Here is a 16,667-nt window from a genome sequence, read left to right on the forward strand (position 1 = left end):
CCATGCAAGTCAACATGACCGTCAACGGCGAGCAGGTCAGCGCCGACGTCGAGCCCCGGATGCTGCTCGTGCACTTCCTGCGGGATCAGTTGCGGCTCACCGGAACTCACTGGGGATGCGACACCAGCAACTGCGGGACGTGCGTGGTCGACGTGGACGGCGTGCCGGTGAAGTCCTGCACGATGCTGGCCGTGATGGCGTCCGGCCACAGCGTCCGGACCGTCGAAGGGTTGGCGGTTGACGGCCGGCTCGACCCGGTGCAGGAAGGGTTCATGCGCTGCCACGGGCTGCAGTGCGGCTTTTGCACGCCGGGGATGATGATCACCGCCCGCGCGCTGCTCGACCGCGATCCCGACCCCGACGAGCAGACCATCCGCGAGGCGATCTCCGGGCAGATCTGCCGGTGCACCGGATACACCACGATCGTGCGCTCCATCCAGTGGGCCGCACAGCACAGCTCCGCGGAGGCCACGTCATGACCACCATCGAGTCCCGGCCGCCGTCCCCCGAAGACACCGCCGACAACGACCAAAAGCCCTGCGGCCACGGCCGGATGCTGCGCAAGGAGGACCCCCGCTTCATCCGCGGCCGCGGCACCTACGTCGACGACGTCGCGTTGCCGGGCATGCTGCATCTGGCGATCCTGCGCTCGCCGTACGCGCACGCCCGCATCGCGAGCATCGACGTGACCGCGGCCATGGCGCATCCGAAGGTCAAGGCGGTGGTGACGGGCGCGGACCTGGCCGAGAAGGGCCTGGCCTGGATGCCCACGCTGTCCAACGACGTGCAGGCCGTGCTGGCCACCGACAAGGTCCGCTTCCAGGGGCAGGAGGTCGCGTTCGTCGTCGCCGAGGACCGGTATTCGGCGCGTGACGCGCTGGAGCTGATCGACGTCGACTACGACCCGCTGGACCCGGTGGTCGACGTGCGCACCGCGCTGGACGCGTCCGCGCCGGTGATCCGCACCGACCTCGACGGCAAGAAGGACAACCACATCTTCGACTGGGAGACCGGTGACGCCGCGGCCACCGAGGCGGCGTTCGCGCGCGCCGACGTGGTGGTCAAGCAGGAGATCGTGTACCCGCGGGTGCACCCGGCGCCGATGGAAACCTGCGGCGCCGTCGCCGATTTGGACCCGGTCACCGGCAAGCTGACCCTGTGGACCACCTCGCAGGCGCCGCACGCCCACCGCACCCTGTACGCGTTGGTCGCCGGCCTGCCCGAACACAAGATCCGGGTGATCTCGCCGGACATCGGCGGCGGCTTCGGCAACAAGGTGCCGATCTATCCCGGCTACGTGTGCGCGATCGTCGGCTCGCTGCTGCTGGGCAAGCCGGTCAAGTGGATGGAGGACCGCAGCGAGAACCTGACCTCGACCAGCTTCGCGCGCGACTACATCATGGTCGGCGAGATCGCGGCCACCCAGGACGGGAAGATCCTGGCGCTGCGGTCCAACGTGCTCGCCGACCACGGCGCGTTCAACGGCCAGGCCGCGCCGACGAAATACCCGGCCGGCTTCTTCGGCGTGTTCACCGGCAGTTACGACCTGGAGGCCGCCTACTGCCACATGACCGCGGTGTACACCAACAAGGCGCCCGGCGGGGTGGCCTACGCGTGCTCGTTCCGCATCACCGAGGCGGTGTACTTCGTCGAGCGCCTGGTGGACTGCCTGGCCTTCGAGCTGAAGATGGACCCGGCGCAGCTGCGGCTGCGAAACCTGTTGAAACCGGCGCAGTTTCCCTACACCACCAAGACCGGCTGGACCTACGACTCCGGTGACTACGAGGCCACCATGCGCAAGGCCATGGACATGATCGGCTACGACGCGCTGCGCGCCGAGCAGCAGGAGCGGCGCGCGCGCGGCGAACTGATGGGCATCGGCATGGCCTTCTTCACCGAGGCCGTCGGCGCCGGCCCCCGCAAGGACATGGACATCCTCGGCCTGGGCATGGCCGACGGGTGCGAGCTGCGCGTGCACCCCACCGGCAAAGCCGTTGTGCGGCTGTCGGTCCAGAGCCAGGGCCAGGGGCACGAGACGACGTTCGCGCAGATCGTCGCCGAGGAGCTGGGCATCCCGCCCGACGACATCGACGTGGTGCACGGCGACACCGACCAGACCCCCTTCGGCCTGGGCACCTACGGCAGCCGATCCACCCCGGTCTCCGGCGCGGCGGCGGCGCTGGTGGCCCGCAAGGTGCGCGACAAGGCGAAGATCATCGCCTCGGGGATGCTCGAGGTGTCGGTCGCCGACTTGGAATGGGAGAAGGGCTCTTTCCACGTCAAGGGTGACCCGTCGGCGTCGGTGACGATCGCCGACATCGCGATGCGCGCGCACGGGGCGGGCGACCTGCCCGAGGGCATCGAGGGCGGCCTGGACGCCGAGGTGTGCTACAACCCGTCGAACCTGACCTACCCGTACGGCGCGTATTTCTGTGTGGTGGACGTCGATCCGGGCACCGCGGTGGTCAAGGTGCGGCGCTTCCTGGCCGTCGACGACTGCGGCACCCGGATCAACCCGATGATCATCGAGGGCCAGGTGCACGGCGGCATCGTCGACGGCATCGGGATGGCGCTGATGGAGATGATCGCGTTCGACGAGGACGGCAACTGCCTGGGCGGCTCGCTGATGGACTACCTGATCCCGACCGCCATGGAGGTGCCGCACCTGGAGACCGGTTTCACCGTGACGCCGTCGCCGCATCACCCGATCGGCGCCAAGGGTATCGGTGAGTCGGCCACCGTCGGGTCGCCGCCCGCGGTGGTCAACGCGGTGGTGGATGCGTTGGCGCCGTTCGGGGTTCGCCACGCCGACATGCCGCTGACCCCGTCGCGGGTGTGGGAGGCCATGCAGGGCAGAGCGAGGCCACCGATTTGAGCGCGATCAGCGAGCGGGCCCAGCAACTGTTGGCCGCGCGCACACCGTTCGTGCGCGCGACGGTGGTGCGCGCCCAGCCGCCCGCCTCCGCGTACCCCGGCGACGAGGCGATCCTGTTGGCCGACGGCACCATCGAGGGCTTCGTCGGCGGCCAGTGCGCGCAGAACTCGGTCCGCAAGGCCGCGCTGGGCGCACTGCAAGCGGGCGAAAGCGTGCTGCTGCGAGTGCTTCCCGACGGCGACGTCCACTTTCCCGAGGCGCCCGGCGCCTGCGTCGTCGTCAACCCGTGCCTGTCCGGCGGGTCGCTGGAGATATTCCTGACGCCGCAGCTGCCGCCGCCGATGATCCGGATCCACGGCGAGACGCCGATCGCCGACGCCCTGGCCCAGATCTGCGGCGTGCTGGGTTACGAAGTCCGCCGCGACGCAGACGCGACCGGCACCGCCGCCTCGCCCACCGCGATTGTGATCGCCAGCCACGGCGGGCCGGAAGCCGACATCATCCGCGCCGCACTGGACGCCGGCGTCGGCTACATCGGCCTGGTCGCCAGCAGGGTTCGCGGCGCCTCGATCGTGGACGCGCTGGACCTGTCCGACGTCGAGCGGGCCCGCATCCACACCCCGGTCGGATTGCGCATCGGGGCCAAGACTCCCGCGGAGATCGCCGTGTCGATCGCCGCCGAACTGATCGCGGCCGTGCGCGACGGCAGCCTGCCGCGAGCCGCCGGCGCGGTGAATGACGCCCCCGCCGAGGCGGTCGACCCGGTCTGCGGCATGACCGTGCCGATGGGCGCCGCCGCCGAGCACCTGCGGCTGGCCGGCACCGACTACTGGTTCTGCGGCCCGGGCTGCCGCACGGCGTTCGCGGGGAAAGCCGGCGCATGACGCCGGCGGCGTTCGGCGACGTCGACGACGTGATCGCCCGGTTCGACGCGCGGGACTACCTGCTCGACACCGGGACCGCGTCCGCGATCTACCTGGCGGTCACGCTGGGCCGGCCCCTGCTGCTGGAAGGCGAGCCGGGCGTCGGCAAGACCACCGCCGCGAAAACCCTTGCGGACGTGCTGGATACCCCGCTGGTCCGGCTGCAATGCTATGAAGGACTGACCGCCGGCGAGGCGCTCTACGACTGGAACTACCAACGCCAGCTGCTGTCCATCCGGCTGGCCGAAGCCCAGCGGACCCAGATCGCCGAGGCCGACCTGTACACCGAGGCCTACCTGGTCGACCGGCCGATCCTGCGTTGCGTGCGGCACCGCGGGCCCAACCCGCCGGTGCTGCTGATCGACGAGATCGATCGGGCCGACGACGAATTCGAGGCGCTGCTGCTGGAGTTCCTCGGTGAATCCGCCGTCACCGTGCCCGAGCTGGGCACCTTCGTCGCCGAGCGCCCGCCCATCGCGGTGCTCACCTCCAACCGGAGCCGCGACCTGCACGACGCGCTGCGCCGCCGCTGCCTGTACCACTGGATCGACTACCCGGAGGCGTCGCGGGCGGCCGCGATCGTGCGGCGGACCGTGCCGGGCGCCGCGGCCCCGCTGATCGAGCACGTCACCCAATTCGTCGGGGCGGCAAGGGATCTCGACCTGGACAAGCCGCCGGGTGTGGCCGAGACGATCGACTGGGTCGCCGCCCTGGTATCGCTGGGCGTCGCCGACCTGGTCGATCCGGCGGCGCTGGTCAGCCTGGGGGCGCTGGCCAAGACCCCCGACGACCGTACGCTGATTCGCGACGCGTTTGTCGAATACAGCCGCACCTGAGAGGACCCCGGGATGAAGATCGCCAACCAGTTCACCGTCAGCGCGCCCATCGACCAGGCGTGGGACGTGCTGTGCGACCTGGAACAGGTGATCCCGCTGATGCCGGGCGCGCAGCTCACCGGTCACGAGGGCGAGGACTACTCCGGCAAGGTAAAGGTCAAGGTGGGGCCGGTCACCAGCGAGTTCAGCGGCAAGGTGCGTTTCGTCGAGCAGGACCGCGGCCAGCACCGCGCTGTCATCGACGCCAAGGGCAAGGAGACGCGCGGCACCGGCAACGCGGCCGCGACGGTCACCGCCCAGCTGCAGGCGCACGGCGACAAGACCAGCGTCACCGTGGACACCGACCTGAAAATCGTCGGCAAGCTGGCCCAATTCGGCAGCGGCATGCTGCAACAGGTGTCGGAGAAGCTGCTGGGGCAGTTCGTGGAGTCGCTCGAGGCCAAGCTCGCCGCCGAATCGGTGGCGGCCCCGGCCACACCCGAGGGACCGCCGCAGGTCGGGCGCATCCCGGAGCCGCGCCACGCCGCCACCAGCGCCGAGCCCGAACCCATCGATCTGCTCGAGCTCGCCGGCGGCGACCAGCTCAAGAAATACGCCCCCCTGCTGCTGGCCGTGCTCGCCGGGCTGGTGCTGGGCTGGTTGCTCGGCCGGAGGCGTTAGCGCCGCGTGGGCACCCCGGTGCTGTTGCGGGGCGTCGACCTGGCGGCGTTCGCGTCGGCACTGGTCGCGCGGCTGCGCGGCGCCGGAGTCCTGGTCTCGGCCAGCGGCCCGGCCAGCTTCGTCCAGGCGCTGCGAAAGCTGGTGCCGGACAACACAACTGCGCTCTATTGGGCGGCTCGGCTCACGCTGGTCAACCGGATGGAGGATCTCGCCGCCTTCGACGCGGTCTTCGCGGCGGTCTTCGGCGCCGCCGACCCCGACGGCACCGGCCGCCCCAGCACGCCGCTGCCGCTGCCCGGCCCCAGAGCGCCCGCGGCCGGCACGCTGCGTCCCGCCGGAAGTGGCTCCGCGTCCGCCCACACCCTGCCCTGGGCGACGCGAACGCCGGCCGCCACCGACGACGCGGCGGGCCCGAGCCTCCTGCTGCCGGACGTGCTGCCCAGCCGGATCGCCGCGCTGGCCGACGAACCGTTCGACCGCTTCGACGCCCAGGACCTCCGGCTGCTCGGCAGCTGGCTGGAGGCGACCGTCACGCGCTGGCCGCGGCGGCGCAGCAGGCGATTCGAGCGCAGCCCCGCCGGCAAGCGGATCGACCTGCGGGCGACCATGAACGCGTCGCGCAAGAGCGGCTGGGAAGCGATGGTCCTGGCGCGGACCCGGCCGCGGCTCCGGCCCCGGCGGGTCGTCCTGGCCTGCGACGTGAGCCGTTCGATGCAGCAATACGCCACGGTATATCTGCATCTGATGCGGGCGGTGTCGCGCCAGGCCGGAACCCACCCCGAGGTTTTCGCCTTCTCGACGTCGCTGACCCGGCTCACCTCGGTGCTGGCGCACCGATCCGCGGAGGTGGCGCTGCAGCGGGCCAACGCCAAGGTCGCCGACCGGTACGGCGGAACGTTCATCGGCCGCAGCGTGAACGGGCTGCTGGCCCCGCCCCACGGCAACGCGCTGCGCGGCGCCGTGGTGATCATCGCCTCGGACGGCTGGGACAGCGATCCCGCCGACGTGCTCGCGCACGCGATGGCCCGGCTGCGGCGCCGCGCCGAGTTGGTGGTCTGGCTCAATCCGCGTGCGGCGCGGGGCGATTTCCAGCCGCTGGCCGGCTCGATGGCCGCGGCCCTGCCGTACTGCGATCTATTTCTGCCCGCACACTCCCTTGCGGAGATACGGCAATTGTTGCTCGCGTTGTGTCTTTGAGGGCGACCCCCGAGCGGCCGAGTTCGCGGGCGCCGGCCACCAGCGCGGCGGTGACCGCCGCCGCCGTCGGGTAGTCCAGACCGTCGGGCGGATGAATGTTGGAGACGCAGTTGCGCTCGGCGTCGGTGCGCCCCGGCGCCGGCCGATGCGTCAGGTAGATGCCCAGGCTGTCGGCGACCGACAGCCCCGGGCGTTCACCGATGAGCACGAGAACCGTTGTGACGCCGAGGGCTTGGCCGATGTGGTCGCCCAGCGCGACGCGGGCCTGGGTCGCGATGACCGGCGGGGCTATCCGGTAGCGGCCGTCGAATTCTGCGACCAGCGCGCCGACCATGCCCGCGGCGTGCTCGGTCACGGCCCGCGGCGAGAGCCCGTCGGCAAGGATAAAACCGATGTCCGCCTTGGTTTTTGGCAGGTCCGACAGGTCGGCCGGGCTGCGGCCGAGGTCGGGCCGGCGCAGATACTCGTCGCGCGAGGCCGCCCGGCTGCACACCCGTAGCGGCTCGCCGAGGCCGGCGCCGACGTCGTGCAACCGCCGGATCAGGCCGTCGACGTCGAGTGGCTCGTGCACGGCGTCGCGCGCGGCGGCGTGCGCGGCCTGGAATTCCAGGACGCGCCGGGTCGGCAGCGAATTCCCCGCCCGCCCGAGCCCGATGCGGGCCTGGGTGGTGGCCCGCAGCGGCGCCCAGAGGTCGTTCATCAGCCGGCCGCCAGGGCGCGCAGCGGCGACGTCGCGAGGTCGACGGGAAGGATCCGGCCGTCGGCGTCGGCCATGCCCAGGCCGGCCAGCCAGGCCTCGAACTCGGGTGCGGGCCGCAGCCCCAACGCTTTTCGCACGTACAGCGCGTCATGAAAGGACAGGCTCTGATAGCCGAGCATGATGTCGTCGGCGCCCGGGACGGTGATGACGAACGCGGTGCCCGCCGCGCCCAGCAGGGTGAGCAGCGTGTCCATGTCGTCCTGGTCGGCCTCGGCGTGGTTGGTGTAGCAGACGTCGACGCCCATCGGCAGGCCAAGCAGTTTCCCGCAGAAGTTGTCCTCGAGCCCGGCGCGGATGATCTGCTTGCCGTCGTAGAGGTACTCCGGTCCGATGAAGCCGACCACGGTGTCGATCAACAACGGCTGCAGCGCCCGGGCGACCGCATAGGCGCGCGCCTCGAGCGTCTGCTGATCGACCGGCTTGTTCCCCACGCCGAGGTGCGCCCCGGCCGACAGGGCCGCGCCCTGCCCCGTCTCCAGGTACATGACGTTGTCGCCGACGGTGCCGCGGCGCAGCGACCGGGCGGCCTCGTTGGCCTCGGTCAGCATCGCGATCGAGGTGCCGAAGGAGGCGTTGGCGCCCTCGGTGCCCGCGATCGATTGGAACACCAGGTCGACGGGCGCGCCCCGCTCGATCAGCTCCATGGTCGTCGTGACGTGGCACAGCACGCACGACTGGACCGGAATCGCGAACCGCTGGCGAATGTCGTCGAGCAGGTGCAGCAGGTCCGACGCCGCCTGGGGCGAGTCGGTCGCCGGGTTGATGCCGATCACCGCGTCACCGCAGCCCAGCAACAGGCCGTCGAGCATCGCCGCGGCGATTCCGCGCGGGTCGTCGGTGGGGTGGTTGGGTTGCAGCCGGGTCGCCAGCGTGCCCGGCAGGCCGATCGTGGTGCGGAAGGCCGCGGTGGCCGTCGCGGCGGCGGCCACCAGGATCAGGTCCTGGTTGCGCATGATCTTCGACACCGCGGCAACCATTTCCGGCGTGAGCCCGGCGGAGACGGCGGCGATCCGCGCCGCGCTGTCGTCGCGGCAGGCCGCGTCCAGCAGCCAGTCGCGCAGGCCGCCCACGGTCAGGCCGGCGATCGGGCCGAACGCCTCGCGATCGTGACCGTCGATGATGAGCCGGGTGACCTCGTCGGTCTCGTACGGCACGACCGCCTCGGTGAGGAACGTCGCCAGCGGCATGTCCGCCAGCACCCAGGCGGCGGCGGCCCGCTCGGCGTCGGAGCCGGCGGCGCACCCGGCCAGCTGGTCGCCGGAGCGCAACGGTGTGGCCTTCGCCATCACGTCGACCAGGCCGGAGAAGGTGTGCGTGGTCCCCGAAATGGTTTGCCGGTAGCGCATATATCAGTATGAGGCAGGATCGGCGGTATGGATCAGCTATGGGCCAACCGGGCGGCCAGCTCCGAAGCCGCTGTCGCGCAACGGCACCTGAAACGGCTGTGGGGGCTGCCCGGGACCCAGCTGGGCGTGGTGGCGTGGCCGCCGACGCGGCGGGACCGGATGTTCGGCACCTGGCATTACTGGTGGCAGGCGCATCTGCTGGATTGCCTGGTCGACGCGCAGCTGCGCGACCCGCGGCCCGACCGGCACACCCGGATCAGCCGGCAGGTGCGCTCGCACCGGCTGCGCAACAACTTCCGCTGGACCAACAGCTACTACGACGACATGGCCTGGCTGGCGCTGGCGCTGGAACGCGCCGCCCGGATCGCCGGCGTCGAGCGGCACCGCGCGCTGCCCAAGCTGGCCGACGAGTTCCTCGACGCGTGGGTGCCCGAGGACGGCGGCGGCATTCCGTGGCGCAAGCAGGACCAGTTCTTCAACGCCCCGGCCAACGGCCCGGCGGCCATCTTCCTGGCCCGCTACGGCGGTCGGATGCGGCGCGCCCAGCAGATGGCCGACTGGATCGACGAGACCCTGATCGACCCGGTGACGCACCTGGTGTTCGACGGCGTCAAGGCCGGCTCCCTGGTCCGCGCCCAGTACACCTATTGCCAGGGCGTGGTGCTCGGCCTGGAAACCGAACTCGCGGCCCGCACCCATGACGATCGGCACGCGCCGCGGGTGCACCGGCTGGTCGCCGCCGTCGCCGAGCACATGGCGCCGACGGGCGTGCTGGCCGGCGCCGGCGGCGGGGACGGCGGCCTGTTCTCCGGCGTCACCGCCCGATACCTCGCGCTGGTCGCCACCGCGCTGCCGGGCGACTCCGCCGACGACGCCGCGGCCCGCGACACCGCCCGGCGGATCGTGCTGGCCAGCGCGAAATCGGCGTGGGACTACCGGCAAACCGTGGACGGGCTGCCGCTGTTCGGGCCGTTCTGGGACCGCGACGCGCAGCTGCCCTCCCAGGCCGGCGGGGAGGCGCAGTCCGTGGACGGCGCCGTACACAGTTCCGAGGTCGCCGAACGGGACCTGTCGGTGCAGCTGTCGGGCTGGATGCTGATGGAGGCCGCCTGTAACGTCACCGCCGTGACGGCAGGCAGCGCGACATGACCGAGCCCGGCGGCTGGATTCCCGACGAGGCCACGCTGGCCCGGGCAAACCTCACCCGCTTCATGGCCTGGCTCGGCCAGACCGGCCGCGGCGACTACGGCGACTACCACGCGCTGTGGCGCAAGTCCGTCGAGGACATCGAATGGTTCTGGGACGCCGTGTGGCACTACTTCGACATCCGGGCGGCCAGCCCGCCCCGCGAGGTGCTGGGCAACCGCGCCATGCCCGGCGCCGAGTGGTTCCCCGGCGCCACGCTCAACTACGCCACCGAGATCTTCCGGCACGCCACCGACGAGCGGCCCGCGATGGTCGTCGTCGGCGAGGACGGCGCGTGCGAGTGGTCGTGGGCGCGGCTGCGCCGCGAGACCGCCGCGTTCGCGGCCTACCTGCGCGGCCTCGGGGTGCGGCCCGGTGACGCCGTCGTCGGATACCTGCCCAACGTCGCCGAGGCGGCCGTCGCCGCCCTGGCCGCGGCCAGCGTCGGCGCGATCTGGGCGGTGTGCAACCAGGACGTGGCCGTCGACGGCGTGATCGCGCGGCTGGGCCAGGTGGAGCCGGCCGTGCTGGTCGCCACCGACGGCTCGGTCTACGACGGCAAGCGCATCGACCGGCGCGCCGAGCTGGACGCGATCCGGCGCGCGATGCCCAGCCTGCGGGCCACCGTGGTGGTGCCGCGGCTCGGGCTCGAGACCGGCGGCGAGACCGTGCCGTGGGCCGCGGCGACGCACTCGGATGCCGAGCTGGAGATCACCGCCGTGCCGTTCGCGCACCCGCTGTGGGTGATGTTCTCCTCCGGCACCACCGGCAAGCCGAAAGGCATCGTGCACGGGCACGGCGGCACCGTGCTCGAGCACCTGAAATACCTGAACCTGCAACTGGAGCTGTACGCCGGCGAGCGCTTCCTGTGGTACTCGTCGACCAGCTGGATGATGTGGAACCTGCTGCTGTCCGGGCTGCTGGCCGACACCACGATCGTGCTGTACGACGGCAGCCCAACGCATTTGGGCACCGACGGGCTGTGGCGGGTCGCCGCCGAGGCCGGCGTGAACGTGCTCGGGGCCGGCGCGGGCTACCTGCTCGCCTGCGCCAAGAAGGAGCTCAAGCCCGGGGCGACGTACCCGCTGGACGGGCTGCGCGCCGTGGGTTCCACCGGTTCGCCCCTGCCCGCGTCCGGATTCCGTTGGGTCCAGGAGGGACTCGGCCGGACCGTCCCGGTGATCTCGATGAGCGGCGGCACCGACGTCTGCACGGCATTCATCGGCGGCTGCGCGATCCTGCCGGTGGTGGCCGGCGAGCTGTCGTGCATCTGCCTGGGGGCGGCCATCGAAGCCTGGACGGGTCCGAACCATCCGGTCGTCGGGGAAGAGGGCGAGCTGGTGATCACCGAGCCGATGCCCTCGATGCCGGTGGTCTTCTGGAACGACGACGACGGCAGTCGGTACCGGGCCGCCTACTTCGAGAAGTACCCCGGCGTGTGGTGTCACGGCGACTGGATCACCATCACCGAACGGGGATCCGTTGTGGTGCACGGCCGTTCGGACGCGACGCTGAACCGGATGGGTGTGCGGATGGGCAGCGCGGAGATCTACACCGCGGTGGAGGGCCTGCCCGAGGTGGGGGACTGCCTGGTGGTCGGCGTCGAGCAGGACGACGGTGGCTACTGGATGCCGCTGTTCGTGAGCCTGGTGGACGGCGCCGAACTCGACGAGCGGCTGCGGTCGGAGATCGTGGCGGCCATCCGCCGGCACGCCTCCCCGCGCCACGTGCCCGACGACATCCTGGCGGTGCCGGGCATACCGCGGACGCTGACCGGCAAACGGCTGGAGATCCCGATCAAGCGGATCCTGCTGGGCGCGGCGCCGGGCGAGGCGGTGCAGCAGAGTTCGATCGACCGCCCGGAACTGCTAGACGCTTTCGTTGCGTACCGCAGAAGTCGGGTGTCCTGAGCCGGGCTCCTGCTCGGGCTGCTGCGGCCCCCGCCGCCGGCCCCGGTAGCTGCGCCACGCCGCGATGAACGCCGGCATCAGGGAGACCACCAGGATGACCAGCAGGATTTTCTGCAGGTTGTGGTGCACGAACGGCACGTTGCCCAGAAAGTAGCCCGCCAGCGTCACGCCGCCGCCCCACAGGATGCCGCCGACGATGTCGAAGCCCAGGAACACCGGGTAGCGCATGTAGGACACCCCGGCGACCGGCGGGACGAACGTCCGCACGAACGGCGCGAAGCGCGCCAGGATGATCGCCCACGGCCCGTACTTCTCGAAGAAGGCGTGCGACTCGGTCACGTAGTGCTTCTTGAAGAACCGGGAGTCTTCCTTCTTGAACAGCGCGGGGCCGATCCGCCGTCCGATGAAGTACCCGGTCTGATCGCCCAGGATCGCCACGGTGGCGACGGCGGGGGCGAGCACCCAGATGCTGGCCGGCGGGTTCGGGTGCGCGGCCAGCAGCCCACCGGTGAACAGCAGCGATTCGCCGGGCAGCAGCGGAAACAGCAGACCGGTCTCGATGAAGACGATGATCAGGATGCCGGGCAGCACCGCGGACCCGAAGACGCCGTCGGCGCCCAACCAGTACATCGGGTCGAAGATGTGGGGCAGGGCCGTCACGGTGGTGCTCACGATGCTTCAACATACCGGTGTTGAGATACTGGACGGGCCAAGTCGCCAGGAGGAGCCCATGCCCATCGCCACGCCCGAGGTGTACGCCGAGATGCTGGGCCGCGCCAAGGAGAATTCGTACGCCTTCCCGGCCATCAACTGCACCTCCTCGGAGACGGTGAACGCCGCGATCAAGGGCTTCGCCGACGCCGGCAGTGACGGCATCATCCAGTTCTCCACCGGCGGCGCGGAGTTCGCCTCCGGGCTGGGGGTGAAGGACATGGTGACCGGGGCGGTGGCGCTGGCCGAGTTCACCCGCGTGGTCGCGGCCAGGTACCCGATCAACGTCGCGCTGCACACCGACCACTGCCCCAAGGACAAGCTGGACAGCTACGTGCGGCCGCTGCTGGCCCTCTCCGCCGAGCGGGTGGCCGCGGGTCAGGACCCGCTGTTCGGATCGCACATGTGGGACGGCTCGGCCGTGCCGATCGCCGAGAACCTGGCCATCGCGCAGGAACTGCTCAAGCAGGCCGCGGCCGCCAAGATCATCCTGGAGATCGAGATCGGCGTGGTGGGCGGCGAGGAGGACGGCGTCGCCCACGAGATCAACGACAAGCTGTACACCACGCCGGAGGACTTCGAGAAGACCATCGACGCGCTGGGCCACGGCGAGCACGGCAAGTACCTGCTGGCCGCGACGTTCGGCAACGTGCACGGCGTCTACAAGCCCGGCAACGTCAAGCTGCGCCCCGACATCCTGGCGCAGGGGCAACGGGTGGCCGCGGCGAAGCTGGGGTTGCCCGACTCTGATGGCTTGCAGGCCAAGCCGTTCGACTTCGTCTTCCACGGCGGCTCGGGCTCGCTCAAGTCCGAGATCGAGGAGTCGCTGCGGTACGGCGTGGTGAAGATGAACGTCGACACCGACACCCAGTACGCGTTCACCCGCCCGATCGCCGGTCACATGTTCAGCAATTACGACGGCGTGCTCAAGGTCGACGGCGAGGTGGGCGCCAAGAAGGCCTACGACCCGCGCAGCTACCTCAAGAAGGGCGAGGCGTCGATGAGCGAGCGCGTGGTGGAGGCCTGCGAAGACCTGCATTGCGCCGGGAAGTCCGTGGGCCCGAGCTAGCCGGTTCGCCGTGAATGCCCGGCTGGGCGGGCACTCGACGCCGAACGTGCGGCTGGCCGGGCACTCGGCGGAACGACCAGCTAGCCGCTCGGGCTAGCCGCTGGGGGACTGGCAGATCTTCCACTGGTCGTCGCGGTACTGCAGGTCCAGGCTCCGGGTCGACCGCAGCGACGGGTCGTAAGCCATGAACGTGGTGACGTTGGCCTCGGCATGCTGGCCGTTGACCACCACCTGGTCGATGCTGGCGATCACCGGATACTGCTTGGCCGCCGACACCCGCCGGTAGGTCTCGTCCCACGAGTGCTCGTCGTAGTCCGCATACCCGTCGCGCGTGGTGCCGCAGGTGATGGTGCGCAGCGTGGTCAGGTCGCCCTTCTGGATTGCGGTGTCGAAGCTTTGGATGGTGGTCCGGACCTGGTCTTCCTGCGACACTTTGGTGTGCTTGCCGCGGGTGAGCAGCACCGTGCCCAGGATCGCGATCGCGGCCAGCGCCAGCACGATCAGCACCAGCGCCAGCACCCAGCCCCAGTTGAACTGCCGGGAGGTGCGCAGCTTTCCCCCGAGCCGGGGCGGGATCGATTGCGGCACAGCCGGTTTGGGATGCATGCCGGGCTGTGCTGGCATGCCCTCCGGCGGTGAGGCGAAGACCTCCGTGGCGGGCTCCGGGGTGGTCGCGATCACGGCGGTCTCTTTGGCGTCGAAGCCGGGCGCGGTGAAGCGGCGTTCGCGCAGCCCAACGTCCGCGTCCTCCCCGGGATCCCCCTGACCGCCGCCGGAATCGGGTCTGATCACCACGGTCTCGGTCTCGGAGTCGCTCGGTACCAGCGGGACGCTCTCCGTCGCGTCCTCGCCTGATGGCGCGGCCCATTCGTGCCCGGGCGGATTCGGCGGGCCGCCGCGGTCGGGCTCGGGTGGCTGGGGCATGAGTACGGCTGTCCTCCGCTATCGGATGGGGTAATTGGAGAGCTTAGCGACCCGCCCCCGTCGATGGGGTGATGGTCGAGGTCCCGCGGTCCGGTCAAAAGGGGCAGCTGCAGAATAGGAGCCATGACGCCGACGCGAGACCTTCTCGGACCCGACCCGACCCTGCTGCCGGGTGATCCCGACGCCGAGGCGGAGCTGCTCGCCGGCGAGAAGCCCGCGATCGTCGCCGCCGCGCACCCGTCGGCGTCGGTGGCCTGGGCGGCGCTGGCCGAGCAGGCGCTCGCCGACGACCAGGCCATCACGGCCTACGCCTACGCCCGCACCGGCTATCACCGCGGCCTGGACCAGCTGCGGCGCAACGGGTGGAAGGGCTTTGGCCCGGTGCCCTATTCGCACGAGCCCAACCGCGGATTCCTGCGCTGCGTGGCGACACTGGCGCGCGCCGCCGACACGATCGGCGAGGCCGACGAGTACCAGCGCTGCCTGGACCTGCTCGACGACTGCGATCCGGCGGCGCGGCCGGCGCTGGGGCTCTAGAAGGTTTCCGAGCACCCCGCGTCGCCCGGGGAGTCGATCTGCACGGTCGCGTGCTGCAGCCCCCGCGCCGACAGCACCGCACGGGCGTCCTGCAGCACCCGGGCGGAGTCGCCGGCGCTCCGCAAGTGCGCGGTGCACATGTCCTTACCGGGCGACAGCGTCCAGACATGGAGGTCGTGCACCTCGGTCACGCCGTCGACGGCGCCCAGCGCCGATCGCAGCTCGTCGACGTCGATGTGCGTCGGCGACGATTCGGACAGGATCCGCAACGCGTCGCGCGCCAGCGAGATCGCCCGCGGCAGCACCCACAGCGCGACCAGCACGGCGACCACCACGTCGGCGTACGGCCAGTGCGTCGTCACGGTGACGATGCCGGCGATCAACACGCCCAGGCTGCCGACGCTGTCGGCGACCACCTCCATGTAGGCGCCCTTGACCGCCAGGCTCTGCCCGGACTGCGACCGCAGCAACAACGCGACCATCAGGTTGGCCAGCAGCCCGGCCAGCGCGACGACGATCATGGGCACACCGGGGATCGACGGGGTTTCCCTGAGCCGCTGGATCGCCTCCCAGAGAATGAACAGGGCGACCCCGATCAGCAGCCCCGCGTTGGCGACCGCCGTGAACACCTCGGCCCGATGCCAGCCGTACGTCCGTGCCGGCGACGAGCTGCCCCGCCGGGCCAGCGTCACCGCGGCCAGTCCCATGAAGACCGCGACGACGTCGGTCAGCATGTGACCCGCGTCGGCCAGCAGCGCGATCGAGTTGATCAGCAGCGAGGTGGTCAACTCCACCACGAAAAACGCCGCCAGTATCGCGGCGGCGATGATCATGCGGGGAATCAACCGGGCCCCGTCGGTGTCGGCGGGACTGTGGTTGTGGCCGGCGCCCATGCCGTGCAATATATGCGGATCTGCGCATATATGGCAAGGGTCAGATCCAGCGGCTCCAGAAGCGGGTCAGCAGGTTGCCCGCGGACACCAGCCAGGTCGGCACCCCGGAGAACTCGAACAGCCACAGCACGGCCTGGAAGAACCAGTGGCTGGCCGGCAGCAGCAGAAAGAGCAGGATGAAAAAGCCCCACTGCTTGGCCGGCGCGACCGCACGTTGCGTTTCCGGGCTGAGGTGCGGTTCCAGGGCGTCGTACCCGTCCAGGCCCGGGATGGGCAGCAGGTTCAGCACCACCGCCGTCAGTTGCAGGAAGCCCAGGAACGCCACTCCCGCCCACAGCACCTGATGGAAAGGGTCGTAAAACAACCGCGTCAGCGTCAGCAGGAGCACCGCCAGCACCAGGTTGGCCGCCGGCCCCGCCAGGCTGACCAGGCTGCGCCGGTTCGGCGTCATGAACCAGGTCCGCACGTATACGGCGGCGCCCGGCAGGCCGATCCCGCCCAGGGCGATGACCACCATCGGCAACAGCAGCGACAGCGCGGGATGGCTGTAGCGGCGCGGATCCAGCGTCAGGTAGCCGCGCACGGCGGCGTCGTGGTCGCCGAACCGCCAGGCGGTCACGGCGTGGCCGAACTCGTGCAGGCAGAGCGACACCAGCCAGCCGGCGATGACGAAGGTGAACACCCCGAAGTACGCCAGCGGCCGCACGGTGCTGCCGGCCAGCCATGCCAGCACGCCGCCGGCCGCCGTCAGGGCCAACAGGGCCAGGAAGAGGGGGCTGGGTCGCACCGATTCGCGCCGGGCGGGCAGGGTCACCGGTCGAAACTATCCGACCGCCGGCCG

Annotated in this window: 14 protein-coding genes and 2 pseudogenes; 10 read left to right on the forward strand and 6 right to left on the reverse strand. The window is 70.7% G+C overall.

Annotation, left to right across the window (positions count from 1 at the left end; genetic code table 11):
* Positions 1-2: 2 nt before the first annotated feature.
* From G6N51_RS21435 to G6N51_RS21460, 6 genes and pseudogenes are all read left to right on the forward strand, one after another.
* Positions 3-479, forward strand: coding sequence for a (2Fe-2S)-binding protein (locus tag G6N51_RS21435; protein WP_083173344.1), 477 nt, complete (start codon positions 3-5; stop codon positions 477-479).
* Positions 476-2,875 (forward strand): aerobic carbon-monoxide dehydrogenase large subunit, encoded by a 2,400-nt coding sequence (locus G6N51_RS21440; protein WP_083173343.1) that lies wholly within the window; start codon positions 476-478, stop codon positions 2,873-2,875. The genes G6N51_RS21435 and G6N51_RS21440 overlap by 4 nt, the downstream gene beginning before the upstream one ends.
* Positions 2,872-3,615: pseudogene (locus G6N51_RS21445) on the forward strand (XdhC family protein); the annotation flags it as partial. The gene G6N51_RS21440 and the pseudogene G6N51_RS21445, both read left to right, overlap by 4 nt.
* Before the next feature lie 140 nt (positions 3,616-3,755).
* A complete protein-coding gene (locus G6N51_RS21450) occupies positions 3,756-4,634 on the forward strand; it encodes an AAA family ATPase (protein WP_083173341.1) in 879 nt (292 codons plus the stop codon).
* A gap of 12 nt (positions 4,635-4,646) precedes the next feature.
* Positions 4,647-5,294, forward strand: a complete 648-nt coding sequence (locus G6N51_RS21455) for an SRPBCC family protein (protein WP_083173340.1) — start codon at positions 4,647-4,649, stop codon at positions 5,292-5,294.
* Positions 5,295-5,300: 6 nt separating this feature from the next.
* A complete protein-coding gene (locus tag G6N51_RS21460) occupies positions 5,301-6,491 on the forward strand; it encodes a vWA domain-containing protein (protein WP_083173339.1) in 1,191 nt (396 codons plus the stop codon).
* On the opposite strand, the pseudogene eutC reads toward G6N51_RS21460, so the two are convergent.
* A pseudogene (eutC, locus tag G6N51_RS21465) lies at positions 6,466-7,191 on the reverse strand (ethanolamine ammonia-lyase subunit EutC); the annotation flags it as partial. The gene G6N51_RS21460 and the pseudogene eutC sit on opposite strands and share 26 nt — an antisense overlap.
* Positions 7,191-8,597 (reverse strand): ethanolamine ammonia-lyase subunit EutB, encoded by a 1,407-nt coding sequence (locus G6N51_RS21470; RefSeq protein ID WP_083173337.1) that lies wholly within the window; start codon positions 8,595-8,597, stop codon positions 7,191-7,193. The pseudogene eutC and the gene G6N51_RS21470, both read right to left, overlap by 1 nt.
* A 27-nt stretch (positions 8,598-8,624) precedes the next feature.
* Between G6N51_RS21470 and G6N51_RS21475 the strand changes: the two genes are divergently transcribed.
* Together G6N51_RS21475 and G6N51_RS21480 are read left to right on the forward strand one after the other, a co-directional pair.
* On the forward strand, positions 8,625-9,746 hold the full coding sequence (locus G6N51_RS21475; RefSeq protein WP_083173336.1) for a glycoside hydrolase family 76 protein: 1,122 nt from the start codon (positions 8,625-8,627) through the stop codon (positions 9,744-9,746).
* Positions 9,743-11,692, forward strand: coding sequence for an acetoacetate--CoA ligase (locus G6N51_RS21480; RefSeq protein ID WP_083173335.1), 1,950 nt, complete (start codon positions 9,743-9,745; stop codon positions 11,690-11,692). The genes G6N51_RS21475 and G6N51_RS21480 overlap by 4 nt, the downstream gene beginning before the upstream one ends.
* Here the strand turns inward: G6N51_RS21480 and G6N51_RS21485 are convergent.
* Positions 11,651-12,364, reverse strand: a complete 714-nt coding sequence (locus tag G6N51_RS21485; RefSeq protein WP_083173334.1) for a DedA family protein — start codon at positions 12,362-12,364, stop codon at positions 11,651-11,653. The genes G6N51_RS21480 and G6N51_RS21485 overlap by 42 nt on opposite strands.
* Positions 12,365-12,422: 58 nt before the next feature.
* On the opposite strand from G6N51_RS21485, the gene fbaA reads away from it, so the two are divergent.
* On the forward strand, positions 12,423-13,472 hold the full coding sequence (gene fbaA / locus G6N51_RS21490) for a class II fructose-bisphosphate aldolase (protein WP_083173333.1): 1,050 nt from the start codon (positions 12,423-12,425) through the stop codon (positions 13,470-13,472).
* 93 nt (positions 13,473-13,565) lie between these two features.
* On the opposite strand, the gene G6N51_RS21495 is transcribed toward fbaA, so the two are convergent.
* Positions 13,566-14,396: an Rv0361 family membrane protein gene (locus tag G6N51_RS21495; RefSeq protein WP_083173332.1), complete on the reverse strand. Its 831-nt coding sequence runs from the start codon at positions 14,394-14,396 to the stop codon at positions 13,566-13,568.
* 123 nt (positions 14,397-14,519) lie between these two features.
* Here G6N51_RS21495 and G6N51_RS21500 point away from each other — a divergent pair, with 123 nt between their 5' ends.
* Positions 14,520-14,933: a DUF3151 domain-containing protein gene (locus G6N51_RS21500; RefSeq protein ID WP_083173331.1), complete on the forward strand. Its 414-nt coding sequence runs from the start codon at positions 14,520-14,522 to the stop codon at positions 14,931-14,933.
* Here the strand turns inward: G6N51_RS21500 and G6N51_RS21505 are convergent.
* Together G6N51_RS21505 and G6N51_RS21510 are read right to left on the reverse strand one after the other, a co-directional pair.
* A complete protein-coding gene (locus G6N51_RS21505; protein WP_083173330.1) occupies positions 14,930-15,826 on the reverse strand; it encodes a cation diffusion facilitator family transporter in 897 nt (298 codons plus the stop codon). The two genes, G6N51_RS21500 and G6N51_RS21505, sit on opposite strands and share 4 nt — an antisense overlap.
* Positions 15,827-15,866: 40 nt before the next feature.
* Positions 15,867-16,640 carry a site-2 protease family protein gene (locus tag G6N51_RS21510; RefSeq protein ID WP_083173329.1) on the reverse strand — a complete coding sequence of 258 codons (774 nt, stop codon included), beginning with the start codon at positions 16,638-16,640 and terminating at the stop codon, positions 15,867-15,869.
* Positions 16,641-16,667: the final 27 nt, after the last annotated feature.

The organism is Mycobacterium paraseoulense, from assembly GCF_010731655.1.
In the GTDB taxonomy this organism is placed as follows: Bacteria; Actinomycetota; Actinomycetes; order Mycobacteriales; family Mycobacteriaceae; genus Mycobacterium; species Mycobacterium paraseoulense.

Coding starts and splice junctions, on each gene's coding strand:
- G6N51_RS21435 (WP_083173344.1), top strand. CDS start 3: ATGCAAGTCAACATGACCGTCAACGGCGAGCAGGTCAGCGCCGACGTC.
- G6N51_RS21440 (WP_083173343.1), top strand. CDS start 476: ATGACCACCATCGAGTCCCGGCCGCCGTCCCCCGAAGACACCGCCGAC.
- G6N51_RS21450 (WP_083173341.1), top strand. CDS start 3,756: ATGACGCCGGCGGCGTTCGGCGACGTCGACGACGTGATCGCCCGGTTC.
- G6N51_RS21455 (WP_083173340.1), top strand. CDS start 4,647: ATGAAGATCGCCAACCAGTTCACCGTCAGCGCGCCCATCGACCAGGCG.
- G6N51_RS21470 (WP_083173337.1), bottom strand. CDS start 8,597: ATGCGCTACCGGCAAACCATTTCGGGGACCACGCACACCTTCTCCGGC.
- G6N51_RS21475 (WP_083173336.1), top strand. CDS start 8,625: ATGGATCAGCTATGGGCCAACCGGGCGGCCAGCTCCGAAGCCGCTGTC.
- G6N51_RS21480 (WP_083173335.1), top strand. CDS start 9,743: ATGACCGAGCCCGGCGGCTGGATTCCCGACGAGGCCACGCTGGCCCGG.
- fbaA (WP_083173333.1), top strand. CDS start 12,423: ATGCCCATCGCCACGCCCGAGGTGTACGCCGAGATGCTGGGCCGCGCC.
- G6N51_RS21495 (WP_083173332.1), bottom strand. CDS start 14,396: ATGCCCCAGCCACCCGAGCCCGACCGCGGCGGCCCGCCGAATCCGCCC.
- G6N51_RS21500 (WP_083173331.1), top strand. CDS start 14,520: ATGACGCCGACGCGAGACCTTCTCGGACCCGACCCGACCCTGCTGCCG.
- G6N51_RS21505 (WP_083173330.1), bottom strand. CDS start 15,826: ATGGGCGCCGGCCACAACCACAGTCCCGCCGACACCGACGGGGCCCGG.